Source organism: Delftia tsuruhatensis (assembly GCF_903815225.1).
Classification (GTDB): Bacteria; Pseudomonadota; Gammaproteobacteria; order Burkholderiales; family Burkholderiaceae_C; genus Comamonas; species Comamonas tsuruhatensis_A.
Window position 1 is genome coordinate 3325228 of sequence record NZ_LR813084.1, and the last position, 21090, is coordinate 3346317.

Consider the following 21090-nt stretch of genomic DNA (forward strand, 5'->3'; position numbering starts at 1 on the left):
TTTCCTATGTACGACGGCCTTCTGAAGCTCTTGCCCCATACCGGAGCAGCAACTATTTTCTGAATTCTTTATAGATCAATAACAATGATAGCTAGCTATTCTATCAAATAACAATTCAATTGATCATTGAACCCCATAAATTAAATCAAAAAAATACTTTTTCAGCACGCGAACTCACACGCAGCGCAAGCTCATCAAACTCAAGCACAGGAATATTTTTCGAGAAGATTTGACATATTTCACCGAGTTTAGAAGCAGGGTATGCGATATCAATCCCAAACTTCCTCTTAACAACATTCACATAGCCGATGACTTCAGAAGGAACAACCGACCAAGGCTCTAGAGAAAAATCGTAAAATTCATCGTCACTTTCTCTTTTAATGGCCTCCATCAGGTGAACATCCAAGGCCTGCTCAATCAATGCTTCAAAATCACTGTTTGCAGTTTTTGCATCAAATGCTTGAATAAGCTTCTTATATATATCCAAGGCACCGGTTGTATCTTTGTATTCTTTTGAAAACCTTTCAAAATTCGAGATGGCACTCTCTGAATCACCATGTGCCATGTCGTTTAGGGAAACACAAAAAACCGCTACTTTTGATCCTAGATCACGAAGCGCCCTTCGATCATTCAACTTTTTTATAGCACAACAAACTTTATCAAATTCATCTGAATGCTCGCAAGAAGCAAGGAGAAAATATAATGAAGCCGCCCAGTCCCTCAAAACCGAGCATTTCTCTGAGACACCTTTTTCGTAGGCTTGGAGTTGAGTTCTGAATGACAAGTACAAATATCCTGCCGAAATGCCAAAATATTTCTGAAATCCAATTTCTTGCGCGTATATTTTCTTCGCACCAATAGCGGCATTCCACAATGCCAAGTTGTCCATCGACACACTTGATGGAATACGAACATAATTAGCCGACTTTTCAGCATTAATGTTGGAAAACTTTCTGACGGACATTTCTGAATATTCCGAAAGTTTTCCCTCGGATCGCGCTCTGGTGTGCTCAGCTTGCGAAATCCATACATCGAGCTTTTTTAACAGCTTCTGAATATCATTCATATCAAAACCATTTTTTGTCAAATATTTTACCAACTGTCCCTTTAGAACAATCGACCTGCAAAATTCCTCCGCTTATCTTCCCTCCAGATCTTATTTTATCTAATAAGTCGCTCGCCGTGTCCTTAACACCCGTTGCTACATTCACCCACTGTCCATTACCACCAGCCGCTCTTCCCAGACGACTTTCCACGAAAGTCTGTCCACCCTTTTGAGCTTGTGATAGTGATGGGAATCCAGTATTTCCCACTTGGGTTTTCACCTCATAAGCGACAATATTCCCATTCCAACGCTCAGCAATAATATCTACCCCGTGGCCTGAATTATTTTGTATCTGCCAAATATTCTTAAATTTCCCTGAATTCTTCAACTCATCGATCGCTGCTGCCTCGCCCTGCGCTCCCGAAGAGCATGGACATGGACGGCATGAGGTCGATTTTCTTGCACTCCTTTTCGTTCCCCATGGGTCAATCCATCCATTCGGATTGGGGGCATATTGATACAAATTCTGCCCGCCATCCAATCCAATCGGATCCTGGCTGATAAACCTTCCCACATCCGGCTCGTAGTAACGGAACCGGTTGTAATGCAGCCCATTTTCCTCATCAAAGTACTGCCCCTGGAACCGCAGGTTCTGTTCAACAATCTCGGTCACCTGTTTGGGATCGACATTTTGCGGGAGCGGCGCAGCCTCCACCTTGAGCGTGTTCCCCCAGGCCCTGTACGCAGCCTGCCAGACAATCGTCCCACCCTCATCGCTGAGTTCCCTTGGCGTGCCCAGATGGTCGTTGTGGTAGTAGCGGACCCGCCAATCCTTGAGTCGGACCACGTTGGCCGGCTGCTCACCTTCCGCTGGCGGAGCCTCTTGTGTCGGCGCACCCTTCACCCGCGCCTGCAACTGCTGCTGGAAAGCCTGCATCCGCTCCCCGAGGGCCTGCGCCGCCTTTCGGGGCTGCCAGTCGTCTTCGTCGTGGTCCGGATCCGGTTCCATGGGGGCTGGAACCTGTGCGGAGGGCTGGCCAGTCGGCTTTGCCAGCAAGTCGACCTGGGCCAGTGGCGCAAAGCTGTCGGCCTCGTAGACGTAGAGCTGGTGGTGCGAGCCTCTTTGCTCGGACAACAGCCGGTTGCCGTCCCACTCGAAGCGGGTCTGGCCAAAGGCGTCCTTTTTTTCCAGTCGCCGGCCGAAGGCGTCGTAGCGGTAGCTGGTGGCCGTGGTGACGGGCCGGGCCGTATGCGCTGCCTTGGTGACGGTGGCCTTCCGAAGCTGGTGCTCCACGTCCCATTCCAGCGCGATCACCGTGTGTTTGCCGACCTTCTTTTCGATCAGATTGCCATGCGTGTCATAGCGGTAGCGCTTGTCTTCGAAGACTTCCAGGCGGTTGTCCTTGATGAACCCGGTGCTGGGCATCTTGCCGCCCTGCGGGTTCGCTCCTTCCACGGGCAGCATGTTGTGCGCCGGGTCGAAGGCAAAGCGCTCGGCCAGGCCGGGCTGGGTGGCGGCAAGAATGCGGCCTATCCTGTCGTACTGGTAGCGGGTGGAGCCATGGCGGCTGTCCTGGATGGAGGCGAGGTTGCCGGCCAGGTCGTACTGGTAGCGCCTGCCCAGCACCGGGGCGCCGGCAGGTGCCGGGCGGCCGTGGGCCGCCTTCGGATCGACCTCGTCACCCAGCGCCTGCCAGGCGCCAGGGCGTTGCGGGGCGCTGGCGCCTGGGCCGGCGCCACCGGCAGCCATGCGCCAGGCGGCCTGGGCCGTCAGCCTGCCCAGCGCGTCGTAGCCGTAGCGGCTGTGCAATGCGCCTTGCGTGCGCTGGGTCTCGCGGTGCAGCGCATCGCGCTCCATGTCGCTGATGACCTGCCCGTCCAGGTTGATCTGGTGCAGGTGGCCGCTGCCGTAGTACAGCCAGTGCAGCCGCTGGCCCGTGGGCAGCTGTGTTTGCGTGCGGTTGCCCAGGGCGTCGTACTGGTGGCGCAGGCTGTGGTGCAGGCCCTGGCCGGTACGGGTTTCTTCCAGCAGCTGGCCCAGCAGGTCATAGGCCAGTCGGGTGCGACTGCCCTGGCCATTGGTGGCTTCCAGCAGCCGGCCGATCTCGTCGTAGGCGTAGCGGGTGGTTCTGTACTGGGGTTGTGCCTGCTCCTGCGCGTCGAGCACGCTGCCGGCCACTTGCTTTTCCACCAGGCGGCCGGCGGCATCGCGCAGGTAGCGCGTGGCAATGGCATGGCCCGGTGGCGCCGCCAGAGGTGCCGTTTCGTCGGCCAGGCCCAGGCCCCAGGGGTCGTCCAGGGTCGGAGCACTGCGCTGGGCCGGCAGGCCCGGGGAGGCGGGTCCGGCCTCTTGGGCCAGGCGTTTGTCCAGCCGCTGCTGGGGTGTCAGGCAGCCGTTTTCCAGCTTGGCGAGGATCAGGCCCGTGGGGTCGTAGCGGTAGCGGGTATTGCGGCCATCGAAGCCGGTTTCCTCCACCAGCCGGTCCAGACTGTCGTAGGCGAAGTCGTATCGGGCGTTGTTTTCGTTGAACAAGGCGCGCAGGCGGCGCGCACTGTCGTATTCGTAGCGCAACTCGCCGCCTTCCGCATTCCTGCGCGACAGCGGCAGGCCGTCGGGGGCCAGGCTGTACTGCGTCGTGTGACCCAGCGGGTCGGTGTAGGTGACCAGGCGACCCGCCGCGTCGTAGGCAAAGCTCTCCTGGGCGCCATCCGGGTGCAGCACGGCCTGGAGCCGGCCCAGGGCGTCGTGCTGGTAGCGCGTGGTGTGGCCCAGGGCGTCGGTCACCGTGGCAATGTGCCCCCAGCCGTCATAGCCGTAGTGCGTGGACTGGCCAGAACAGTCGGTGTACTGCACCAGCTGGCCGGTCTGGTCGTAGCGCAGATGCTTGGTCTTGCCCAGGGCATCGATGATGGCGATGGGCAGCCCGCGGGCGTCGTACTGGTAGCGGGTGCTGTGGCCCAGCGCATCTACGGCTTCGACTAGGTTGCCGCGTTCGTCGTATCGGTACCGGGTGACAGCTCCGTCCGGGCTGATGATCCGGGCCACCTGGCCACTGGCCGGATCATGGTGCAGCGAGGTGACGGGGATGGGCTGGCCCAGGGCCTGCGGGCTTTGCACGCGCACGGGGCGCCCTTGCCCGTCGTAGGCATAGCGGGTGGTGCGGCCGGCCGGGTCGGTCAAGGCGACGAGGTTGCCGAAGGCATCGAGCTCGCGCACGGTGTGGCCGCCCTGGGCATCGATATGGCCGGTCCACTGCCTGCGCGCGTCGAATTCGTAGGTCTCCACGCGGCCCAGCTGATCGGTGACCACGGTGTGGCCGTCCCGGTAGTCAAAGCGGTAGTGCGCGCCCGTGCTCGACTGGCTGGAGAGCACATGCCCGTCGGGCTCGGTGCGATCGTAGAAGTACTGCACGCGCACGCCGCTGCGCAGCGTATGCGCGGTGAGGATGTGGTTGCTGTACTCGAATTGCCGGCATGTCTGGCCCTGGCGATCGATGACGGCGATGAGGTCGCCCCCGGCGTCGTAGCGATAAACCACCAGCGCCTGACCGTTCGTACGGGCTGGAGGCTGGTCGCGCTGGCCAGGACCGGCCAGCAGGTCTATGCGTGTCAGGCGCTGCGCGGCACCACGGCGGGAAGCGTCCGCGGGCGGCGTGCCCAGGGTCTCGAAATGCAGCCCCAGGACGCGGCCCGCACTGTCCGTGATGTGCCGGGGCAGGCCGTCGTCACCGTAGTCGATGCGGATGATGTTGTCGTTGCGGTCGACGATGGCACGCAGGACGTAGCGGCGCGTTTGCCCTGCCAAGCGCCCCAGCAGCAGGTGTTGCGACTGGTCGGGTGGAGACAGTTCCAGCCAGCCGGTTTCGAGCGCCGTCAGTGTGATTTGCTCGTACTCGTGGAAGTGGCTTTCGCCGGGGCGCAGCGTCGGGAAGACGATGTCCCGCCCGAACTCATCGACCAGCACCCATTGCGGCCCACGCTGGGTGCGCCGCTCTTCGAGGTGGATGCCCAAGGGCGTGGTCCAGCCCTGGCCCAGCCAGCCCACGTGGGCATTGCTGGAGACATAGGTACGCTGCCAGGGCAGCGGCAGGGGCGCGGGCAGTTCGAAGTCCAGTTCTTCGGCGCCGGCCTGCACCTTGACGCCCAGCACCGGATTGACGGGATTGCCCACCACCGGGCACAGCGGGCATGCGTCGCCCGCCTTTGAACCCGGGGTGCTGGAGTCCTTCTTTCCAGGATCCGCCGGGGGCTTGTGCCCATCGCCATGGCCATCTTTCTGGCGCTTCTTGAAGTCCTTGAGCTTCTTGATGGCCGCCGCGATGTCGTCGCCCTTGCCGATGCCGGCCTTGGCCAGCACCTGTGCGCCCTTCGCGGCACCGCTGGCCGCCGCCCCTGCGCCCGCGGTGGCCACGGCAATGGCCACCTGTTCGGCGGCGATCCCCAGGAGCATGCCGACGGCTTCGCATCCCTTGCCGTTCTTGACCATCTCCTCCACTTGCCGGGCGACATCGCACAGGCCGTCCTGCAACATGTCGCCCGCGAAATCCAGCAGGTCCTGCATGGTGATGGAGCCGTTGCGCAGCCCCTCCACGACGCTGACGACCTGTTTGCCGGCCTCATAGGCCTGGGTTCCGAATTTCTTGAGTCCGTCCACCGCCTTGCCGGCAGTGCCCAGCGGGTCGGAGAAAAATGCCGTGATGCCGCCCCAGAGGCTGCCCAGCAAGTCGCCCGCGGCCTGGACGTCGCCCGCCACCTGATTCCAGGCACCCGAGATCACGTCCTTGCCGCAGCCTGCGGGGTCGGCAAACATGCGGTCCTTGCTGGCCACGCCCAGCGCCGCCATGTTGGTCTGCAGCTGCTCCCAGCAGGCCCTGTCGGCAATGGCGGCCGCCGGATTGACGTTGGTATAGACCTTGGCGGGTGCATTGCCCTTGTTGATGGTGCCCATGTGCCCATGGAAGACCGCCTTGCCCTGGTCGATCTGCAAGGTGTTGGACCATTCCTTGGGCTCGAATTCGTCCATGTAGGCGTTGCTTAGCACGCCCTTGCCCTTGCCGGCTTCTCCGCCGCGGCTGGTAGGGACGCGCGAGACGCTGATGAAGTAGTCGTTCCTGCGGCCGTTGGAGTTGCCAGCCGTGTTCACCGCCTCATCGAAATAGGAAACGGTCCAGTACGGTACCGGTACGCCCTTGTTGGGTTTCTGGGGCGTGTATTTCCAGTCGGCGGCCTTGGCGACGGCAATGTGCTCGTGTCGCTTTTCTGCCTGTTCGGGGGTTGCCATGTTCGATCCTCAGCGGGGAATCAGGCTCAGGCTGGCCTGCTTCCAGCGGTTCGCCGGCGTGGTCAGGCGCCAGACCAGGGACAGCACGCGCCGGTCCAGGTCGATCTGTACGGTGCTCAAGTCCATGTCCAGGGACAGGACGAGGTCGTCGTGGTCCACCATCAGCGCCGTAGCCCGCCAATACGGCAGATGAAACGCATAGAGCTTGTCGAGCAGGCCCGAGAGGACGACCTCTTCGTTGCCTTGCAGGAAACCGTCCGCCTGCTGGTCATCCGGGGCACAGTTGAAGAAACGCAGGTCAAAGTCCGACGGAAGGTGCGGTGCGACGTCGCGGCGCCATGCGGCATCGGTCGTGCCGATGCGGCCCACGCGGGGCGCCCAGTCCCCGGGGATGGGACCGAAGCCGCAGGTAGCGTGCTCGCGCCCGGGCTGATCCTTCAGGCTGTCGCGCGGCGCCAGCAGCTGTGGCGCCGGCCATTCCCGGTCAGTTTCCCAACGCCGCCGGCCCACATAGCCGCGTCCCACGGGATTGGGCAGCCAGGCGTCGCGCTCTTCATCATCCGCAGCAGGACGCTCGCCCCCAAAGGCCAGCTCATACTGCAAGGGCACGGACATGACGGGTTTGAGCGGGGACAGCTGCCACCCTCCCAGGGCGCGATGGCGCCAGACACGCGGCGCCGTCAACTGCACGGCCTTGTAGAGGCTGCCCACTTTCATTTCCGCAAGCCAGCGCTCGACGGCCGTGGCATCGGGAGCCCGGGCCTGGCCGGTCAGAAGAATGTCCGTGCGCTTGCGTATGGGGATCAAGTCCGTCGCGGCCATCAGGCTGGAGGCGCCTGGCTCGCCGACATAGCGATCACCCATCTGTAGAGGGTCCTGTTCCTCGCGCAGTTTCACGCCATTGGCGGCCAGATCGAAGCTGAGCTTGGCGGCCAGGCAGAAGAACTCGCTGCGGTCATACAGCTCCGTCTCGAAGCCGAAAGCAGGGTAAGGGGTTTCGTTGAAGAACTCTATGGTCACGATGTGGGCCGCAATCAGTTCATGTCGATGATTTCGCCGTCCACATCCACGATGGTGGAGCCGATGATCTTGACCTTGTCTCCGCGGATCATGATGGTGCCGTCCTTCTTCAAGGTGATCGAAGAGGCCCCGCACACCAGGCTGATTTCCTCGCCCGCCTGGTGCGTCATGGTCTTGCCGGCACTGGTGCTGATGGTCTTGCCGGAGTCGAGCGAGTAGCTGCTGCCCACCGTCGTGGAGTACTTGACCCCCACGTTGTGCGTGTGCATGAAGCCGACATTGCTCATCCACACCGCGCCCACGTTCAGGTTGTAGGCAGCACCGATATTGGTCATCTGGGCAATGCCCACGTTCTTCAGGCTCGTCAGGCCGATGGTCTCCTGCTTGTTGGAGCCGACCTTGATGTTCTGGTTGACGCCGATCTTGATCTTCTCGTTGTTGCCGACGTCCTCGGTACGGTTGATGCCGATGGAGATCTTCTCGTTCAGGTCCACCCGCTCCTTGCGGTTCTTGTGGATGGTGATGGTCTCGTCCAGGTCGACTTCCTCCGTGCGCCAGCCATGCACGTTGATCTTCTCGTTGCGGTCCACCACCTCCGTCCTGTCGCGGTGGATGGTGTTGAATTCGTCCCGGTCTATGACCTTGCGCCTATCGTTACCGACCCACTTTTCCTCGTTGTTCTCGACCTCGGTGAGCTGATCTTTCTGCGCATGCAGCCACAGCTGCTCCGCACCGGCCTTGTCCTCGAAGCGCAGGACATTGGCCGTGCCCGGGCTGTTCTTCATGCCGTCGCCCGGCACGCCGCCCTTGCTGGAATGCGTCTTGATGCCCGACTGCGTCTTGTTGGCCGGCAGATCCCAGGGCGGTATCTGCAAGGCGTTGTAGACGCGGCCCGTGATGATGGGATGGTCCGGGTCGCCGTTGAGGAAGTCGACGATGACCTCCTGCCCTATGCGCGGGATGTGCATGCTGCCGTAGCCCGCCCCCGCCCAGGTCTGGCTGACGCGGATCCAGCAGCTGGAGTTCTCGTCCATCTTGCCGTAGCGGTCCCAATGGAACTGCACCTTCACGCGGCCGTACTTGTCGGTGTAGATCTCCTCGCCCGCGGGGCCCGTGACCACCGCCGTCTGCGGGCCCGTGGTGTGGGGCTTGGGCGTGCTGCGCTGGCTGCGGTAGGCCACGCTCTTGGGCACGGTGGCGAAGCTGATGCGGTAGGTGGTGGGGCTGTCCGTGCCCGCGCGCTTGGAGCGGCCGCTGCCGCCCGCGCCGTCGCTGCGGCGCACGTTCTCCTCGAAGCGGTAGGTGGCCGACTCGATCAGGTAGGGCTTGTTCTGGTCCTGGCGCGGGTACTTGCTGAGCGTGAACAGGTAGCCCGGCGCGATGTTGCGCGCGTTGCCCTCGCCCTGCGCCATCTCGCGCTGCGCCTTCTGCTGCTCGATGCGCACGCGGGCATAGTTCTCGCCATCGCCCTGCTGGGTGTAGCCGCCGGGCCAGTCGAAGATCTCGCGGCTGTCCTCGGTGTGGCCCGCAGGCTGGCGGTGGCGCGTGGTCAGGTCGGCCTTGGGGCGTTCGAAGTCGTAGTCGTCGGCCTCGAAGTGGCCCGAGGCGATGTCCTCGGCGAAGGTCCAGCCATCGATGTGGTCCTCGTCCTTCACGTGGGCCGCGCGGTCGCCCGAGTAGTAGGGGATGGTGGCAGGTCCGTTGGGCAGCGGGCTCAGCGAGCCGATGTCGTCGGCCAGCACCAGGGTGTGGCTGCCCTGGCTGTGGGAGAAGAAGAAGAAAATTCCCTCTTGCTCCATGAGGCGCGAGACGAAGTTGAAGTCCGACTCGCCGTACTGGACCATGTAGACCCACTCACGGTAATGGCCGGTGAGCTTGTTGTCGATGGAAAAGCCATAGGGCGCCAGCACTTCCTGGATGATGTCCGGTACCTTCTTGAACTGGAAGATCTTGAAGTCCGATCGGCGCGTGGCATGCCATAGCCAGGGGCGCAGCAGGGCTTCGTAGCTATAGAAGTCTCCATCGCGACCCGTATACGTGAACTGCGTGATTTGTCCAGAGAGAAAACGCTTTCCACCTCCGCCTGATTCCGTGGTGAGGTCCACCTCCACGCTCATGTCCTTGCCCAGCAGGGCCTTGGCGGAGATGGAGGGGCTTTCGCTGATCAGGCTCACGCGGAATTCGAAGAGGCGGGAGATCTGCTCCTCCCCGGACAGGGAACGGAATTCCAGCTGCTCCCCCAATGGACTGTGCGCGACGAAGGTGCGATTCATTGCACGGCTCTCCTCACAATTCAACTGTTCTGTTGTAACCTTGGCGCAATCGGCCATCCAGGCAGGCGGCGAAGATAGTAGCCCAAGACCTGATGATCATCAGCATTCCCAACAGCCATGTGCAGTCTTGACATGCTGCGGCCTGGCAAATTGATGTAGATTACACGCCGTGGATTGCCGAGGGCTTGAGAGGAGCCCGGGGATCATTCAGAAATCTGTTGCACAAAGATACACAAATTGCAACTCGACTCCATTTGACCACTTCGCAGTGGAACACAGCATTTCATTGGACGGAATATGACCACCAGCATGAACATGAAGCAGCGCCTGGCTGCAAGAGGGAAGAGCGGCCAGAAGTTCATCGCCCGCAATAGAGCACCTCGCGTCCAGATTGAATACGACGTGGAAGTCTATGGCTCTGAAAAGAAGATCCAGTTGCCGTTCGTGATGGGCGTCATGGCCGACCTGTCCGGCAAGCCCGCCGAACCTTTACCTGAAATCGGTGACCGCAAATTCCTGGAAATCGACGTTGACAACTTTGACGCGCGCATGAAAGCCATCAAGCCGCGTGTGTCGTTCCAGGTGCCCAATACGCTGACTGGTGAAGGCAGCATGGCCATCGACATCACCTTCGACAGCATGGACGACTTCTCGCCCGATGCCGTTGCGAAGAAGGTGGACTCGCTGAACAAGCTGCTCGAGGCCCGCACGCAGCTTGCCAACCTGCTGTCATACATGGATGGCAAATCGGGCGCCGAAGACCTGATTGGCAAGGTATTGGCCGATCCTGCCCTGATGAAGGCCCTGACTTCCACGCCCAACGCGCAAAAGGATGGCGCTCAGCCTGCTGACGAACAGCAGTAAACGGCTTCTGCAACCGATAGACCAACAAGAGTAAACAATGGCCACAACAGCAGCTCAGGGTGCAAGCCAGACCGTCACGCTGGAGCACGGCGATTTCGCCGCCCTCCTGAACAAGGAGTTCAAGCCCAAGACGGACCAGGCCCAGGAGGCCGTGGTGTCTGCGGTTCGCACGCTGGCGGAACAGGCACTCTCCAACACCAACGTCATCTCCGGCGACGCCTACCGCACCGTCGAGGCGATGATTGCCGAGATCGACAGGAAGCTCTCGGAGCAGATCAACCTGATCATCCACCACGAGGAATTCCAGAAGCTGGAAGGCACATGGCGGGGCCTGCACTACCTGGTGAATAACACCGAGACCGACGAGATGCTGAAGATCCAGATCTTCAACATCAGCAAGAAGGATCTGGGCCGTACCCTGCAACGCCACAAGGGCATCCTGTGGGACCAGAGCCCCATCTTCAAGAAAGTCTACGAGGCGGAATATGGCCAGTTCGGTGGCGAGCCTTTCGGCTGCCTCGTGGGCGACTACCACTTCAACCACAACCCGCAGGACGTGGCGCTGCTGACGGAAATGTCCAAGGTCGCGGCATCCGCACATTGCCCGTTCATCGCCGGCGCCGACTCCAGCCTGATGCAGATGGAGTCCTGGCAGGAGCTTGCCAATCCCCGCGACCTGACCAAGATCTTCGGCAATACCGAATACATCAAGTGGCGCGCGCTGCGCGATTCCGATGACTCGCGCTATCTGGGACTGACGATGCCGCGATTTCTGGCGCGCCTGCCCTATAGCACCAAGGACAACCCGGTGGACGGCTTCGATTTCGAGGAAGATACGGCAGGCGCCAGCCACAGCCACTTCTGCTGGTCCAATTCCGCCTATGCGATGGCGACCAACATCAACCGGTCGTTCAAGTACTACGGCTGGTGCACCTCCATACGCGGCGTCGAGTCCGGCGGCATCGTGGAAGACCTGCCAGTGCACATCTTCCCAAGCGACGATGGCGGCGTGGACATCAAGTGCCCCACTGAAATCGCCATCAGTGATCGGCGCGAGGCCGAACTGGCCAAGAATGGCCTGATGCCCCTGGTCTACCGAAAGAACAGCGATGTGGCCGCATTCATTGGTGCGCAATCGCTGCAAAAGCCTGCCGAGTATTACGACCCGGATGCAACGGCAAATGCAAATCTTTCTGCACGACTACCCTATCTGTTCGCATGCTGCCGTTTTGCGCACTATCTTAAATGCATTGTTCGCGATAAAATAGGCTCATTCAAGGAGCGCGACGATGTGGAGCGCTGGTTGAATAACTGGATCATGAACTATGTGGATGGCGACCCCGCCAATTCCTCAGAGGGCATCAAGGCCATGAAGCCCCTGGCAGCCGCAGAAGTCGTGGTTGAGGAGATCGAAGAGAATCCAGGGTATTACTCGGCAAAATTCTTCCTGCGTCCTCATTACCAGTTGGAAGGTTTGACGGTTTCCTTGCGACTTGTGTCCAAGTTGCCGTCGGTCAAGCAAACCGCAACCCAGTGAATGCCTATCTGGCATTGAGCAAGCAATTTCTATTTTCTTAGTGAAGGGAGAGAACCTATGGCAGTGAACCGTTTGAATACCCCTGTCGCCAACATAGCGCCCGAGCAGCGTGTCGGCGGTATCGTCGATATCTATTGCAAGATCGACGGCGTCGAGGGCGAAGCCGAAGATGCCAAGCACAAGGGTTGGATCCATGTGGAATCCATCGCGGGTGGTGTGGCCAATGCCGGCGCATTCGCCTACGGTGGTGGCGGCGGCTCCGGCAAGGCGCAATGGCAGGACATCACGGTCCGCGGCAAGTTCGACAAGTGCTTCGCCACGCTGATGCAGAAGTGCGCGACCGGTGAACACATCGGCAAGGTCGAAATCTCCGCCTGCAAGGCCGGTGGCGAGCAGCAGGAGTTCCTGAAGATCAAGATGGAAGACGTGATCATCTCGTCGCTGAACCTGTCCGGCGCCGAGTCGACCGAACCCATGTTCGATTGCGGCTTCAACTTCGCCAAGATCACCGTCGAAGGCAAGTCCCAGACCGCCAAGGGCAGCATGGGCGGCACCGTGGTGGCCGGTTACGACGTCAAGCGCAATCAGAAGATCTGACAAGCCGCTTCGGCAAAGCATGTACAGAGGGGCGTTCGCCCCTCTTTTTGTTCACTTCCAGCATCCGACCCTCCATGCCTTCCTCCACGATTGCCTCCACCATCGCGCAAGTCCAGGACTCGATACGCCAGAAGCCCAGCGACGACAAGCTGCGCGTGCACCTGTTCCAGCTGTACGCGCAGGCGGGGTATTGGCAGAAGGCGCTGGCCCAGTTGCAAGTGGCCGCACAGCTCGACGATGCCCACAAGATGCTGGCACACGCCTACCGCCTGGCCTTGCGTGCGGAGCTGCTTCGGGAGGATGTCTTTCGCGGCACGCGCTCACCCAATATCCTGGGCCAGCCGCTCCAATGGATCAGCTATCTGGTGGATGCACTGCAGGCGGATGGCAAGGGCGAACAAGAGCGGGCAGCGGAGCTCAGGGCATGGGCGCTGGATGCCGCCGCGCCGACCCCCGGCCGTATCGATGAGACCCCCTTCGAATGGATCACAGACGCGGATTCGCGCATCGGCCCCGTCCTGGAGGTGTTCGTCAACGGAGACTACTACTGGGTCCCCTTCGAAACGATCTCGGAGATCAAGCTGGACGCACCTGTGGACCTGCGCGACCTGGTGTGGGTGCCCGCCCACCTGAAGCTCGTGAACGAAGGCTTGCATCCGGTGCTGCTGCCGGCGCGCTATCCGTTGCTGCAGGCGAATGCCGAAGACGCCCTGCTCCAGTCACGGTTGACCCGGTGGAGCGCACTCGGTAAAGACGACTGGCAGGGCAGTGGCGTCAAGATTCTCGCGACCGATACGGACGAGGCCTCCCTCCTCGACGCACGCCACATCCGGCTGGACTCGCGTGCCCTGCCATGAGCCACGCAACGGACGACCTGCTTCCACTGCATGGCAGTGCGGACCGGCTGCTGCCCACCTTGCTCGACCGCCTGACCGACCATGCACCGGAGCGCTCCCATGACACGCCAGCAGAGCTGGCAGTGACGCGGCGCCAGTTGCGGGAGATCATCCTGAGGGATCTGTCCTGGCTTCTCAACGCCACCAATGCGGAGCCTGGCGGCCAGTTCGCGGACTTCCCCGAAGCCAAGGCATCCACCCTCAATTTCGGCCTGCCGGGCTTTTCCGGCAAACGGGCCTCGGACGTGCAGATGGCGGATCTGGAGGCGGAGATCAAGAACTCCATCCGGCTGTTCGAGCCCAGGATCATTCCAGGAAGTCTCCAGGTGCGCGCCGTCACATCCACAGACGGCGAGGCCTCGCACAACCTGGTGGTGTTCGAGATCCGCGGCCAGATATGGGCCAACCCCTATCCGATAGAAATGCTTCTGAAATCCAGCATCGACCTGGAGACGGGCGCGGCAGCGCTGCTTGATCAATTGGGAGACCGCTGATGGACCCGAAGCTACTGGATTACTACAACCGGGAGCTTGCCTACATCCGGGAGCTCGGCCAGGAATTCGCCCAGCAGCACCCCAAGATCGCAGGCAGGCTGGGCATGCACGGGCTGGATGTGGCCGACCCGTATGTGGAGCGACTGCTGGAAGGTTTCGCCTTCATCGCAGGGCGCATACAGCTCAAGATGGACGCGGAGTTCCCGCGCTTTTCCCAGCGCCTTCTGGAGCTGGTCTACCCCCACTATCTGGCCCCTACTCCGGCGATGGGGATTGCCAGATTCCAGCCCAACCGGACCGCGAACGGACTGACCAGCCCCTTCCTCATCCCGCGCCACACCGTGCTGACTGCGCCCATTTCGCCGGGACAGACGACGCCCTGCCAGTTCCGCACCGCGCATGACGTCGAACTGCTGCCGCTCGCGCTGACACAGGCCTGGGTACAAGGCCATGCCGTGGATGTGCGCGTACCGCCCGGGCACAAGAAGCCGGGCAGCAGCCTGCATCTGGTACTGGAGAGCCCCGGCACCGAAGAGGTCCGGAAAATCGGCTTCGACCGGTTGCCCGTCTACATCGCCGGCCCCTCTGCCCGCGCACTGTTACTGCTGGAGCTGATCGCGGGACGCCTGGTGGGAGGGACGCTGCGATGGACCCGCAACGGACGGCCACAGCAAGCCTGGATTGCTCCAGATCATGTGAGCGGCATGGGCTTTGATGACAATGAGTCCATCATCCCCTACGGAGAGAAATCGTTCGGGGGATATCGGCTGCTCCAGGAATATTTCGCATGCCCCGACCGCTACCGGTTCTTCTGCATCAGCGGGCTGGGCAAGCTGCTGCAGGAGGTGGCCTCGAACCGTCTAGAGATCATCCTGCACTTCGACCGGGAGGCCAGCGAGCTGGAAAAAGTGGTCACGGAAAACGACTTCGCGCTCTTCAGCACCCCCATCGTCAACCTGTTTCCCAAGCGCGGGGACCGGATGGACATTTCCCTGGGCCACTATGAACACCATCTGCTCGGCGATCGCACGAGGCCGCTGGACTACGAGATCTTCTCCATCTCCAGCATCCAGGGCTTTTCCTCCAACAACACCGACGAGCAGCGCTTTCGCCCGCTGTACGAGACCCTGGGTGCGGGGGAGGAAGGCGGCTCGCAAGCCTATTTTTCCATGCGCAGGGAACCCCGCAAGCTGTCCGAAGTGGCCAGGCGCAGCGGGCCCCGCACAGGATACATAGGCAGCGAGGTCTTCGTTCAACTGGTGGACCGCAACGACGCGCCCTATGCCAACACGCTGGACCGTGTCGCCCCCGACATGCTGTGCACCAACCGCGATCTGCCGCTGTTGATCACCGCCACTGGGGAACGCAACCTGCAGATGACCGTCTCGGCCCCCACGGAGCGCATCGAACTCATCAGCCCGCTGACCCGGCCTGCCCCGGCCATCGCGGAGCAGAAAGCCACATGGCGGCTCTTGAGCCACCTGCAACTGAACTTCCACACATTGACGGATGTCTCTCCCGCCGAGGGTGCCAAGGTCCTCAGGGAGCTGCTTCACCTGTATGCCCAGTTGAGCCAGCGTGACGTGGCCCAGCAGGCCGATGCCGTGGCCACCATGTCGCTGACGCCCATGCATGTACGGATCCCGCGCAAGGGACCCATCGTGTTCGGCAGAGGCGTGGACATGGAGGTTGCAGTGGATGAAACCCGGTTTGCGGGATCCAGCCCCTGGCTGTTCGGCTCCGTGCTGGAGCACTTTCTCGCACGCCATGTGGGCATCAATACCGCCAGCCGGCTGAAGATGAGCACGATACAGCACGGCGAATTCGCCACCTGGCCGGCACGCATGGGAATGCGCCCCATCGCCTGACACCATGGAACCCTCCGTTTCTTCAACTGGGCACGACAGGCCGGACGGCACGCCCGCCGCCCGGTACGCATGGCTTGAACAGGCCGAGGCCGCTCCGGAAAAGCTGGACCTGTTCGCGCTTTTGCGCCATGTGGATGCCTCCAGACCCGCCTCCGCCAGGCTGGGCTACTCCCAGACGCCGCGGGAGGATGCCGTGCGCCTGGGGCAGCACCCGTCGACCATCTTCGCCCCGTCCACCATCTACAGCGTGGACCCCGCAGGGAAAGTGCCCCGGATCAAGATACTGAGCCTGGGCGTCTTCGGCCCCAACGGCGCGCTTCCCATCCATCTGACGGAGTATGTGCGCGAGCGTCTGCACAACCACGGGGACAGCGCTCCCGCGGATTTCGTGGACATGTTCCACCACCGGCTCATCAGCCTGTTCTACCGCGCCTGGGCCGACGCGCAGGCCACCGTGCAACTGGACCGGCCGGGGCTGGACAAGTTCAGCTTCTACGCCGGCGCGCTGGTGGGCATGGGCTTCGAAGGCAGCTGGGAGCGCGATACCGTGCCGGACAGCGCCAGGCTCTACGCGGCAGGGCATCTGGTCAGGCTGACCCGCAACCCCGAAGGGCTGGAACAGATACTCGGCCATTTTTTCCGCACGACGGCACGGATCACGGAATTCGTGCCGACCTGGGTTCCGATCGCTCCTGGCGAGCAGACCACGCTGTCCGGCATGCATGTGAAAAACCAGTTGGGCGGGGGAGCCATCGCAGGCAGCCGCGTGCAGGATGTCCAGTCCAAGTTCCGGCTGACCCTGGGTCCCATGCGGCTTCGGCAGTTCGAATCCTTCCTGCCCCCCAACGGCAGCAACCGACAGTTGCGCGATTGGGTACGTTCCTACATCGGCCTGGAGAGGGATTGGGATGTCGATCTGCTGCTGCATGCCGACGAGGTCCCGCAGGCCCGGCTGGGAGCGTCCCAACAACTGGGCTGGACCTCCTGGCTGGGCCGGCGCCCCAGCCGCACGCCCGCCAATGAGCTACGCCTGAATCCGGAAAAGGATGCCAGGCGCTTTCCCCTGCCCCATCCTTCGACCAGCGGCCCGTCCACCATGGCAGACGGGAGGCCTGCCCCATGATGCATTGCGAAAGAACGGTGCGGGACAGCAATCTCGGGACCGCAGGCCCCGTGGCCCACTCCCACGCCCATGTACCGATCCACGGCCCGATCCACCGCAGGACCGGGCACCTGTAATGGAGTAAGCCCTATGCCCCAGTTCATCAAGCCCGGCCCTCTGTGCGGCACCAGCAGCAGACCGATAGACCCGGGAACGCGCTGCCTCATGCCCTCCCCCGTCCCCAGCTTCATCGGCGAAGAGTCTTCGAGCCTGGAGGGTGACCCGCCCACCAAGAGCAAGGAGCAGACCCGCAAGGAGGAAAACCAGGACTCACTGGCCCACGCCAACGTCAAGGCCTTTCTCTCCGCCATCTCCCAGGCCGAGGGCGGTGACTACGACCTCAAGTATGGAGGCGTCAAGGGCAAGAAAAACGACAAGTGGCGGATCACCGACTACTCCACACATCCGGGTGCAGGCTATGACGGCAAGACCACGGCAGCCGGGATGTACCAGATCAACAAGGCCACCTGGAAGGAAATGGGCGGTCGCATGGGACTGACGGATTTCAGCGCCCAGACCCAGGACCTGCTCGCCGTGGAGATCCTGCGCACCATCGGCGCATTGAACTCCATCGTCGCAGGCAACATCGATGCGGCCCTGAAAAAGGCCGCCCAGCGATGGAACGCCCTGCCGCAAGGCCCCAAGCAGGGCAATCGGGTATCCGGACAGCCGCACATCAGCTATGAGGAATTCATCAAGCTGTACAAGTCGGCCGGTGGAAGCATCAAGAACTAGCCTCCCGCATGATGAGCAGAACCAACATCGTTCAGGCTGCCCTGCTGGGGCTGTGCCTGTTGCTGGGACCCGTGGCGTCCGACGCCAAGCCACTGCGGATCAAGCAAGGCATGCCTTTCACGGAAGTGCGCCAGCAGATCATCCTGTCCCGGTGGGTTCCCGACCCCGCCAGGGAATCGCGTGACAGCGAGCCCATCGGCGTGGAACGGCTGCTCATCGACCAGGGCATCACCGAAGTGGAGTTCTGCGCGATCGACCAGGCACTGTGCACCTTCAAGTACCGCAAGAAGAAGGCATGCCTGCAGGTGACGACCCGCGGAGAGGAACTGCCGGACATGACCGTGCTCAGGTGGACCTACCACTGCCGCCCTGAACACTGAGCCCGCGCAACAGGCTTGCGGGCCGCGCATCGCTCGATGCGCTCTTCGGCCCCGAGGGCGCGCACAGGCACGCCGAAACACGCAGATGCTTCACTGGAACTCGAGCTGGAGGTCCTTGCCGCTGGCCGAAAGGCCGACCGAGGCCAGCGCACGGCCCTCCATCGTGCTTTGCAGCACCTGCCGGCTGATGCCCGAGAGAACATGGCTGGACAGGATGGCATCGATCATGCGACCGCCCGATTCGATATCGGTGGCGCGCGACATCACGGCATCGATGGCCGCCTGATCCCAGGAGAAATCGATCTGGTGGTTCTCCTGCATGCGCCGCTGGATGAGGCGCAGCTTCAGGTCGATGATCCTGGACAGCATCTCGGGTGCCAGCGGGAAATACGGAACCACGGTCAGCCGGCCCAGAAAGGCGGCTGGGAAGACCTTCAGCAAAGGCTCTCGCATGGCGCTCGCCAGCGCACCCGCATCCGGAATGAGGTCCGGATCGTTGCACATGTTCATGATCAGGTCCGTGCCCACGTTGGAGGTCAAGATGATCACCGTGTTCTTGAAGTCGATGTGGCGCCCTTCCCCATCCTCCATGAAGCCCTTGTCGAAGACCTGGAAGAAGATTTCGTGCACGTCCGAATGCGCCTTCTCCACCTCATCGAGCAGCACCACGCTATAGGGTTTGCGGCGCACCGCCTCGGTCAGCACCCCACCTTCGCCATAGCCCACATAGCCGGGCGGCGCGCCCTTGAGGGTGGACACCGTGTGCGCCTCCTGGAACTCGCTCATGTTGATGGTGATGAGATTTTGCTCCCCCCCATACAGCGACTCGGCCAGCGCCAGCGCCGTCTCTGTCTTGCCTACGCCGCTGGGGCCCACCAGCATGAAGACGCCGATGGGCTTGGAAGCATCCTCCACCCGCGCGCGCGAGATCTGGATGCGCTGCGCGATGATGTCCAGGCTGTGGCCCTGCCCGACCACGCGCCTGCCCAGCGTATCGGCCAACGACAGCACGGCGGCGATCTCGTTCTTGACCATGCGGCCCACGGGGATGCCGGTCCATTCCGACACCACGGTCGCCACCGCCTGTTCGTCCACAGCGGGCAATACCAGCGGCTGCTCCCCCTGCAATTGGCCCAGCTGTGCCTGCACTTGCTCCAGCTCTGCCATCAGTTGCTGGCGCTGCTCGTCGGAAAGCGGGACCTCGGTCGCGCCGCCATCGGCCAGGACCGCCTGCTGCGGCAAGGGCGGCGCCGACACCGTGCCTGCTGCGGCCGGTCCATCGCCTTGCTGCGCTGCGTCGACCGGCAAGGCCGACAGCGAGCCCAGGGCAGCCCGGGGGTTGAGCTGGCGCCGCAGGTCGAACATGCGCTGCACCAGTGCGTGCTCCTGCTCCCAGCGCTCGCGGCTGCGCACCAGTGCGGCCTCCAGGGATTGCAGCCGCTCGTCTATCTGCTGCACGCGCTCGGCATGCCCCATGCCGATCGACTCCTCGCGCAGCAGGATGGAGCGCTCGATCTCCAGCAACGAGATCTCCCGCTGAATGGCTTCCACGCTCACAGGCGTGGCATGCTGCGTCAGCGACACCCGGGCGCAGGCGGTATCCAGCAGGCTCACCGCCTTGTCGGGCAGCTGCCGCGCCGGAATATAGCGGTGCGACAGCCGCACGGCGGCATCGATGGCCTGGTCCAGCACCAGCACCTTGTGGTGCGCCTCCATCTGATCGGTCACGCCGCGCAGCATGGCGATGGCCTTGTCCTCCGTGGGCTCGTCGATCTGTATCGCCTGGAAGCGCCGCGTCAGTGCAGGATCCTTCTCGATGTATTTCTTGTACTCGGCCCAGGTCGTGGCGCCGATGGTCCTCAGATTGCCGCGCGCCAGCGCCGGCTTGAGCAGGTTGGCGGCGTCCCCCGTCCCGGCAGCGCCGCCGGCACCTATCAGGGTGTGGATCTCATCCACGAAGAGCACGATCTTGCCCGGGCTGGCCTGGACCTCGTCGATGACCTGGCGCAGCCGCTGCTCGAATTCCCCCTTCATGCTGGCCCCGGCCTGCAACAGGCCGACGTCCAGCGTGTACACGGTGATGTCCCGCAATGCCGGGGGCACGTCGTTGGAGACGACCCGGGCGGCGAAACCTTCCACGACGGCCGTCTTGCCCACCCCGGCTTCCCCGGTGAGCAGGGGATTGTTCTGGCGTCGCCGCAGCAAGATATCGATGATCTGGCGAATCTCGTCGTCCCGCCCGGTCACGCGATCCAGCAACCCCTGCCGGGCCCTGTCCGTGAGATCCACGGCGAACTTCTTGAGCGCGCTGCCCTTGACGCCAGACTCCGCGGCCCGCGCCATGCTGGCCTCGCCAGGTTGCGCTCCCGCCGTGAGCGCCGAGCCGTCGCTGGCCCCCAGCTTCTCTTCCGGAGAGGCCTTGATGACTGCCGCCAGCCCATCCGCCACCAGGTCGGGCTGCAGTTTGCGAAACTCCTGCGACATGCGCAGCAATACCGGCCTCAGGTTCGCAGTCTTCAGAATGCCCACCAGCAGATAACCGCCACGAATGACATTGTCACCATACAGCAAGCTGGCATAGATCCAGGCCCGCTCTATGGCCAGATCTATATGCTCGGAAAAATCGACAATGGCAGTCGCCCCCCTGGGCAGGCGCTCCAACTCGGCCGTGATGTCCTTTTCAATGGCAGACAGGCTCAGGTCATGGTGCCTGAAGATATGGCGAAAATCCGAATCCTGATCCTGGATTATCTGATGCAGCCAGTGGACCAGCTCCACATACGGATTCCCTCTCAGCTTGCATGTGACCGTTGCCGCTTCCGCCGCGCGAAACAGCTGTGCGTTCATTTTCCCGAACAGATTATTTCTACTTATCTCAGACATTGATACCTCACAGGCTGACATCTATTGAAAGCAGTCCGACTCTCGAAACCGTCGA

The 21090-nt window shown here is 61.9% G+C and carries 14 protein-coding genes; 9 read left to right on the plus strand and 5 right to left on the minus strand.

Annotated features, from left to right (window positions below; genetic code table 11):
* Positions 1-145 precede the first annotated feature (145 nt).
* From L1Z78_RS15045 to L1Z78_RS15060, 4 genes are read right to left on the minus strand one after another with little or no spacing between them, the layout of a single operon-like run.
* Entirely contained in the window at positions 146-1066 is a 921-nt protein-coding gene (locus tag L1Z78_RS15045; RefSeq protein WP_234637211.1) for a hypothetical protein, read from the minus strand.
* Position 1067: 1 nt separating this feature from the next.
* The gene (locus tag L1Z78_RS15050) at positions 1068-6326 is read right to left on the minus strand and encodes an RHS repeat-associated core domain-containing protein (protein WP_234637212.1); all 5259 of its coding nucleotides are present in this window, start codon (positions 6324-6326) and stop codon (positions 1068-1070) included.
* Between the two features lie 9 nt (positions 6327-6335).
* The gene (locus L1Z78_RS15055) at positions 6336-7346 is read right to left on the minus strand and encodes a DUF2169 family type VI secretion system accessory protein (protein ID WP_234637213.1); all 1011 of its coding nucleotides are present in this window, start codon (positions 7344-7346) and stop codon (positions 6336-6338) included.
* A gap of 14 nt (positions 7347-7360) precedes the next feature.
* The gene (locus L1Z78_RS15060) at positions 7361-9619 is read right to left on the minus strand and encodes a type VI secretion system Vgr family protein (RefSeq protein WP_234637214.1); all 2259 of its coding nucleotides are present in this window, start codon (positions 9617-9619) and stop codon (positions 7361-7363) included.
* Between the two features lie 315 nt (positions 9620-9934).
* Between L1Z78_RS15060 and tssB the strand changes: the two genes are divergently transcribed.
* From tssB to L1Z78_RS15105, 9 genes are all read left to right on the plus strand, one after another.
* Positions 9935-10483 carry a type VI secretion system contractile sheath small subunit gene (gene tssB, locus L1Z78_RS15065; protein WP_234642182.1) on the plus strand — a complete coding sequence of 183 codons (549 nt, stop codon included), beginning with the start codon at positions 9935-9937 and terminating at the stop codon, positions 10481-10483.
* A 37-nt stretch (positions 10484-10520) separates the two neighbouring features.
* On the plus strand, positions 10521-12020 hold the full coding sequence (tssC, locus tag L1Z78_RS15070; protein WP_234637215.1) for a type VI secretion system contractile sheath large subunit: 1500 nt from the start codon (positions 10521-10523) through the stop codon (positions 12018-12020).
* Between the two features lie 57 nt (positions 12021-12077).
* Positions 12078-12617 carry an Hcp family type VI secretion system effector gene (locus L1Z78_RS15075; protein WP_234637216.1) on the plus strand — a complete coding sequence of 180 codons (540 nt, stop codon included), beginning with the start codon at positions 12078-12080 and terminating at the stop codon, positions 12615-12617.
* Positions 12618-12691: 74 nt separating this feature from the next.
* The gene (locus tag L1Z78_RS15080; RefSeq protein ID WP_234637217.1) at positions 12692-13474 is read left to right on the plus strand and encodes a type VI secretion system accessory protein TagJ; all 783 of its coding nucleotides are present in this window, start codon (positions 12692-12694) and stop codon (positions 13472-13474) included.
* On the plus strand, positions 13471-14007 hold the full coding sequence (gene tssE / locus L1Z78_RS15085) for a type VI secretion system baseplate subunit TssE (protein WP_234637218.1): 537 nt from the start codon (positions 13471-13473) through the stop codon (positions 14005-14007). The genes L1Z78_RS15080 and tssE overlap by 4 nt, the downstream gene beginning before the upstream one ends.
* On the plus strand, positions 14007-15875 hold the full coding sequence (gene tssF, locus L1Z78_RS15090) for a type VI secretion system baseplate subunit TssF (RefSeq protein WP_234637219.1): 1869 nt from the start codon (positions 14007-14009) through the stop codon (positions 15873-15875). The genes tssE and tssF overlap by 1 nt, the downstream gene beginning before the upstream one ends.
* A 4-nt stretch (positions 15876-15879) precedes the next feature.
* The gene (gene tssG, locus L1Z78_RS15095; RefSeq protein WP_234637220.1) at positions 15880-16998 is read left to right on the plus strand and encodes a type VI secretion system baseplate subunit TssG; all 1119 of its coding nucleotides are present in this window, start codon (positions 15880-15882) and stop codon (positions 16996-16998) included.
* A 204-nt stretch (positions 16999-17202) separates the two neighbouring features.
* Positions 17203-17772 carry a glycoside hydrolase family 104 protein gene (locus tag L1Z78_RS15100; RefSeq protein ID WP_234637221.1) on the plus strand — a complete coding sequence of 190 codons (570 nt, stop codon included), beginning with the start codon at positions 17203-17205 and terminating at the stop codon, positions 17770-17772.
* 8 nt (positions 17773-17780) lie between these two features.
* Positions 17781-18152, plus strand: coding sequence for a hypothetical protein (locus L1Z78_RS15105; protein ID WP_234637222.1), 372 nt, complete (start codon positions 17781-17783; stop codon positions 18150-18152).
* 90 nt (positions 18153-18242) lie between these two features.
* On the opposite strand, the gene tssH is transcribed toward L1Z78_RS15105, so the two are convergent.
* Positions 18243-21035, minus strand: coding sequence for a type VI secretion system ATPase TssH (gene tssH / locus L1Z78_RS15110; protein WP_234637223.1), 2793 nt, complete (start codon positions 21033-21035; stop codon positions 18243-18245).
* Positions 21036-21090 lie beyond the last annotated feature (55 nt).

Excerpts from the sequence above, each read along its gene's own strand:
- L1Z78_RS15045 (WP_234637211.1), bottom strand. The coding sequence starts at position 1,066 with ATGAATGATATTCAGAAGCTGTTAAAAAAGCTCGATGTATGGATTTCG.
- L1Z78_RS15100 (WP_234637221.1), top strand. The coding sequence starts at position 17,203 with ATGCCCTCCCCCGTCCCCAGCTTCATCGGCGAAGAGTCTTCGAGCCTG.
- L1Z78_RS15075 (WP_234637216.1), top strand. The coding sequence starts at position 12,078 with ATGGCAGTGAACCGTTTGAATACCCCTGTCGCCAACATAGCGCCCGAG.
- tssH (WP_234637223.1), bottom strand. The coding sequence starts at position 21,035 with ATGTCTGAGATAAGTAGAAATAATCTGTTCGGGAAAATGAACGCACAG.
- L1Z78_RS15060 (WP_234637214.1), bottom strand. The coding sequence starts at position 9,619 with ATGAATCGCACCTTCGTCGCGCACAGTCCATTGGGGGAGCAGCTGGAA.
- tssE (WP_234637218.1), top strand. The coding sequence starts at position 13,471 with ATGAGCCACGCAACGGACGACCTGCTTCCACTGCATGGCAGTGCGGAC.
- tssC (WP_234637215.1), top strand. The coding sequence starts at position 10,521 with ATGGCCACAACAGCAGCTCAGGGTGCAAGCCAGACCGTCACGCTGGAG.
- L1Z78_RS15080 (WP_234637217.1), top strand. The coding sequence starts at position 12,692 with ATGCCTTCCTCCACGATTGCCTCCACCATCGCGCAAGTCCAGGACTCG.
- tssG (WP_234637220.1), top strand. The coding sequence starts at position 15,880 with ATGGAACCCTCCGTTTCTTCAACTGGGCACGACAGGCCGGACGGCACG.
- L1Z78_RS15050 (WP_234637212.1), bottom strand. The coding sequence starts at position 6,326 with ATGGCAACCCCCGAACAGGCAGAAAAGCGACACGAGCACATTGCCGTC.
- tssB (WP_234642182.1), top strand. The coding sequence starts at position 9,935 with ATGAAGCAGCGCCTGGCTGCAAGAGGGAAGAGCGGCCAGAAGTTCATC.
- tssF (WP_234637219.1), top strand. The coding sequence starts at position 14,007 with ATGGACCCGAAGCTACTGGATTACTACAACCGGGAGCTTGCCTACATC.
- L1Z78_RS15105 (WP_234637222.1), top strand. The coding sequence starts at position 17,781 with ATGATGAGCAGAACCAACATCGTTCAGGCTGCCCTGCTGGGGCTGTGC.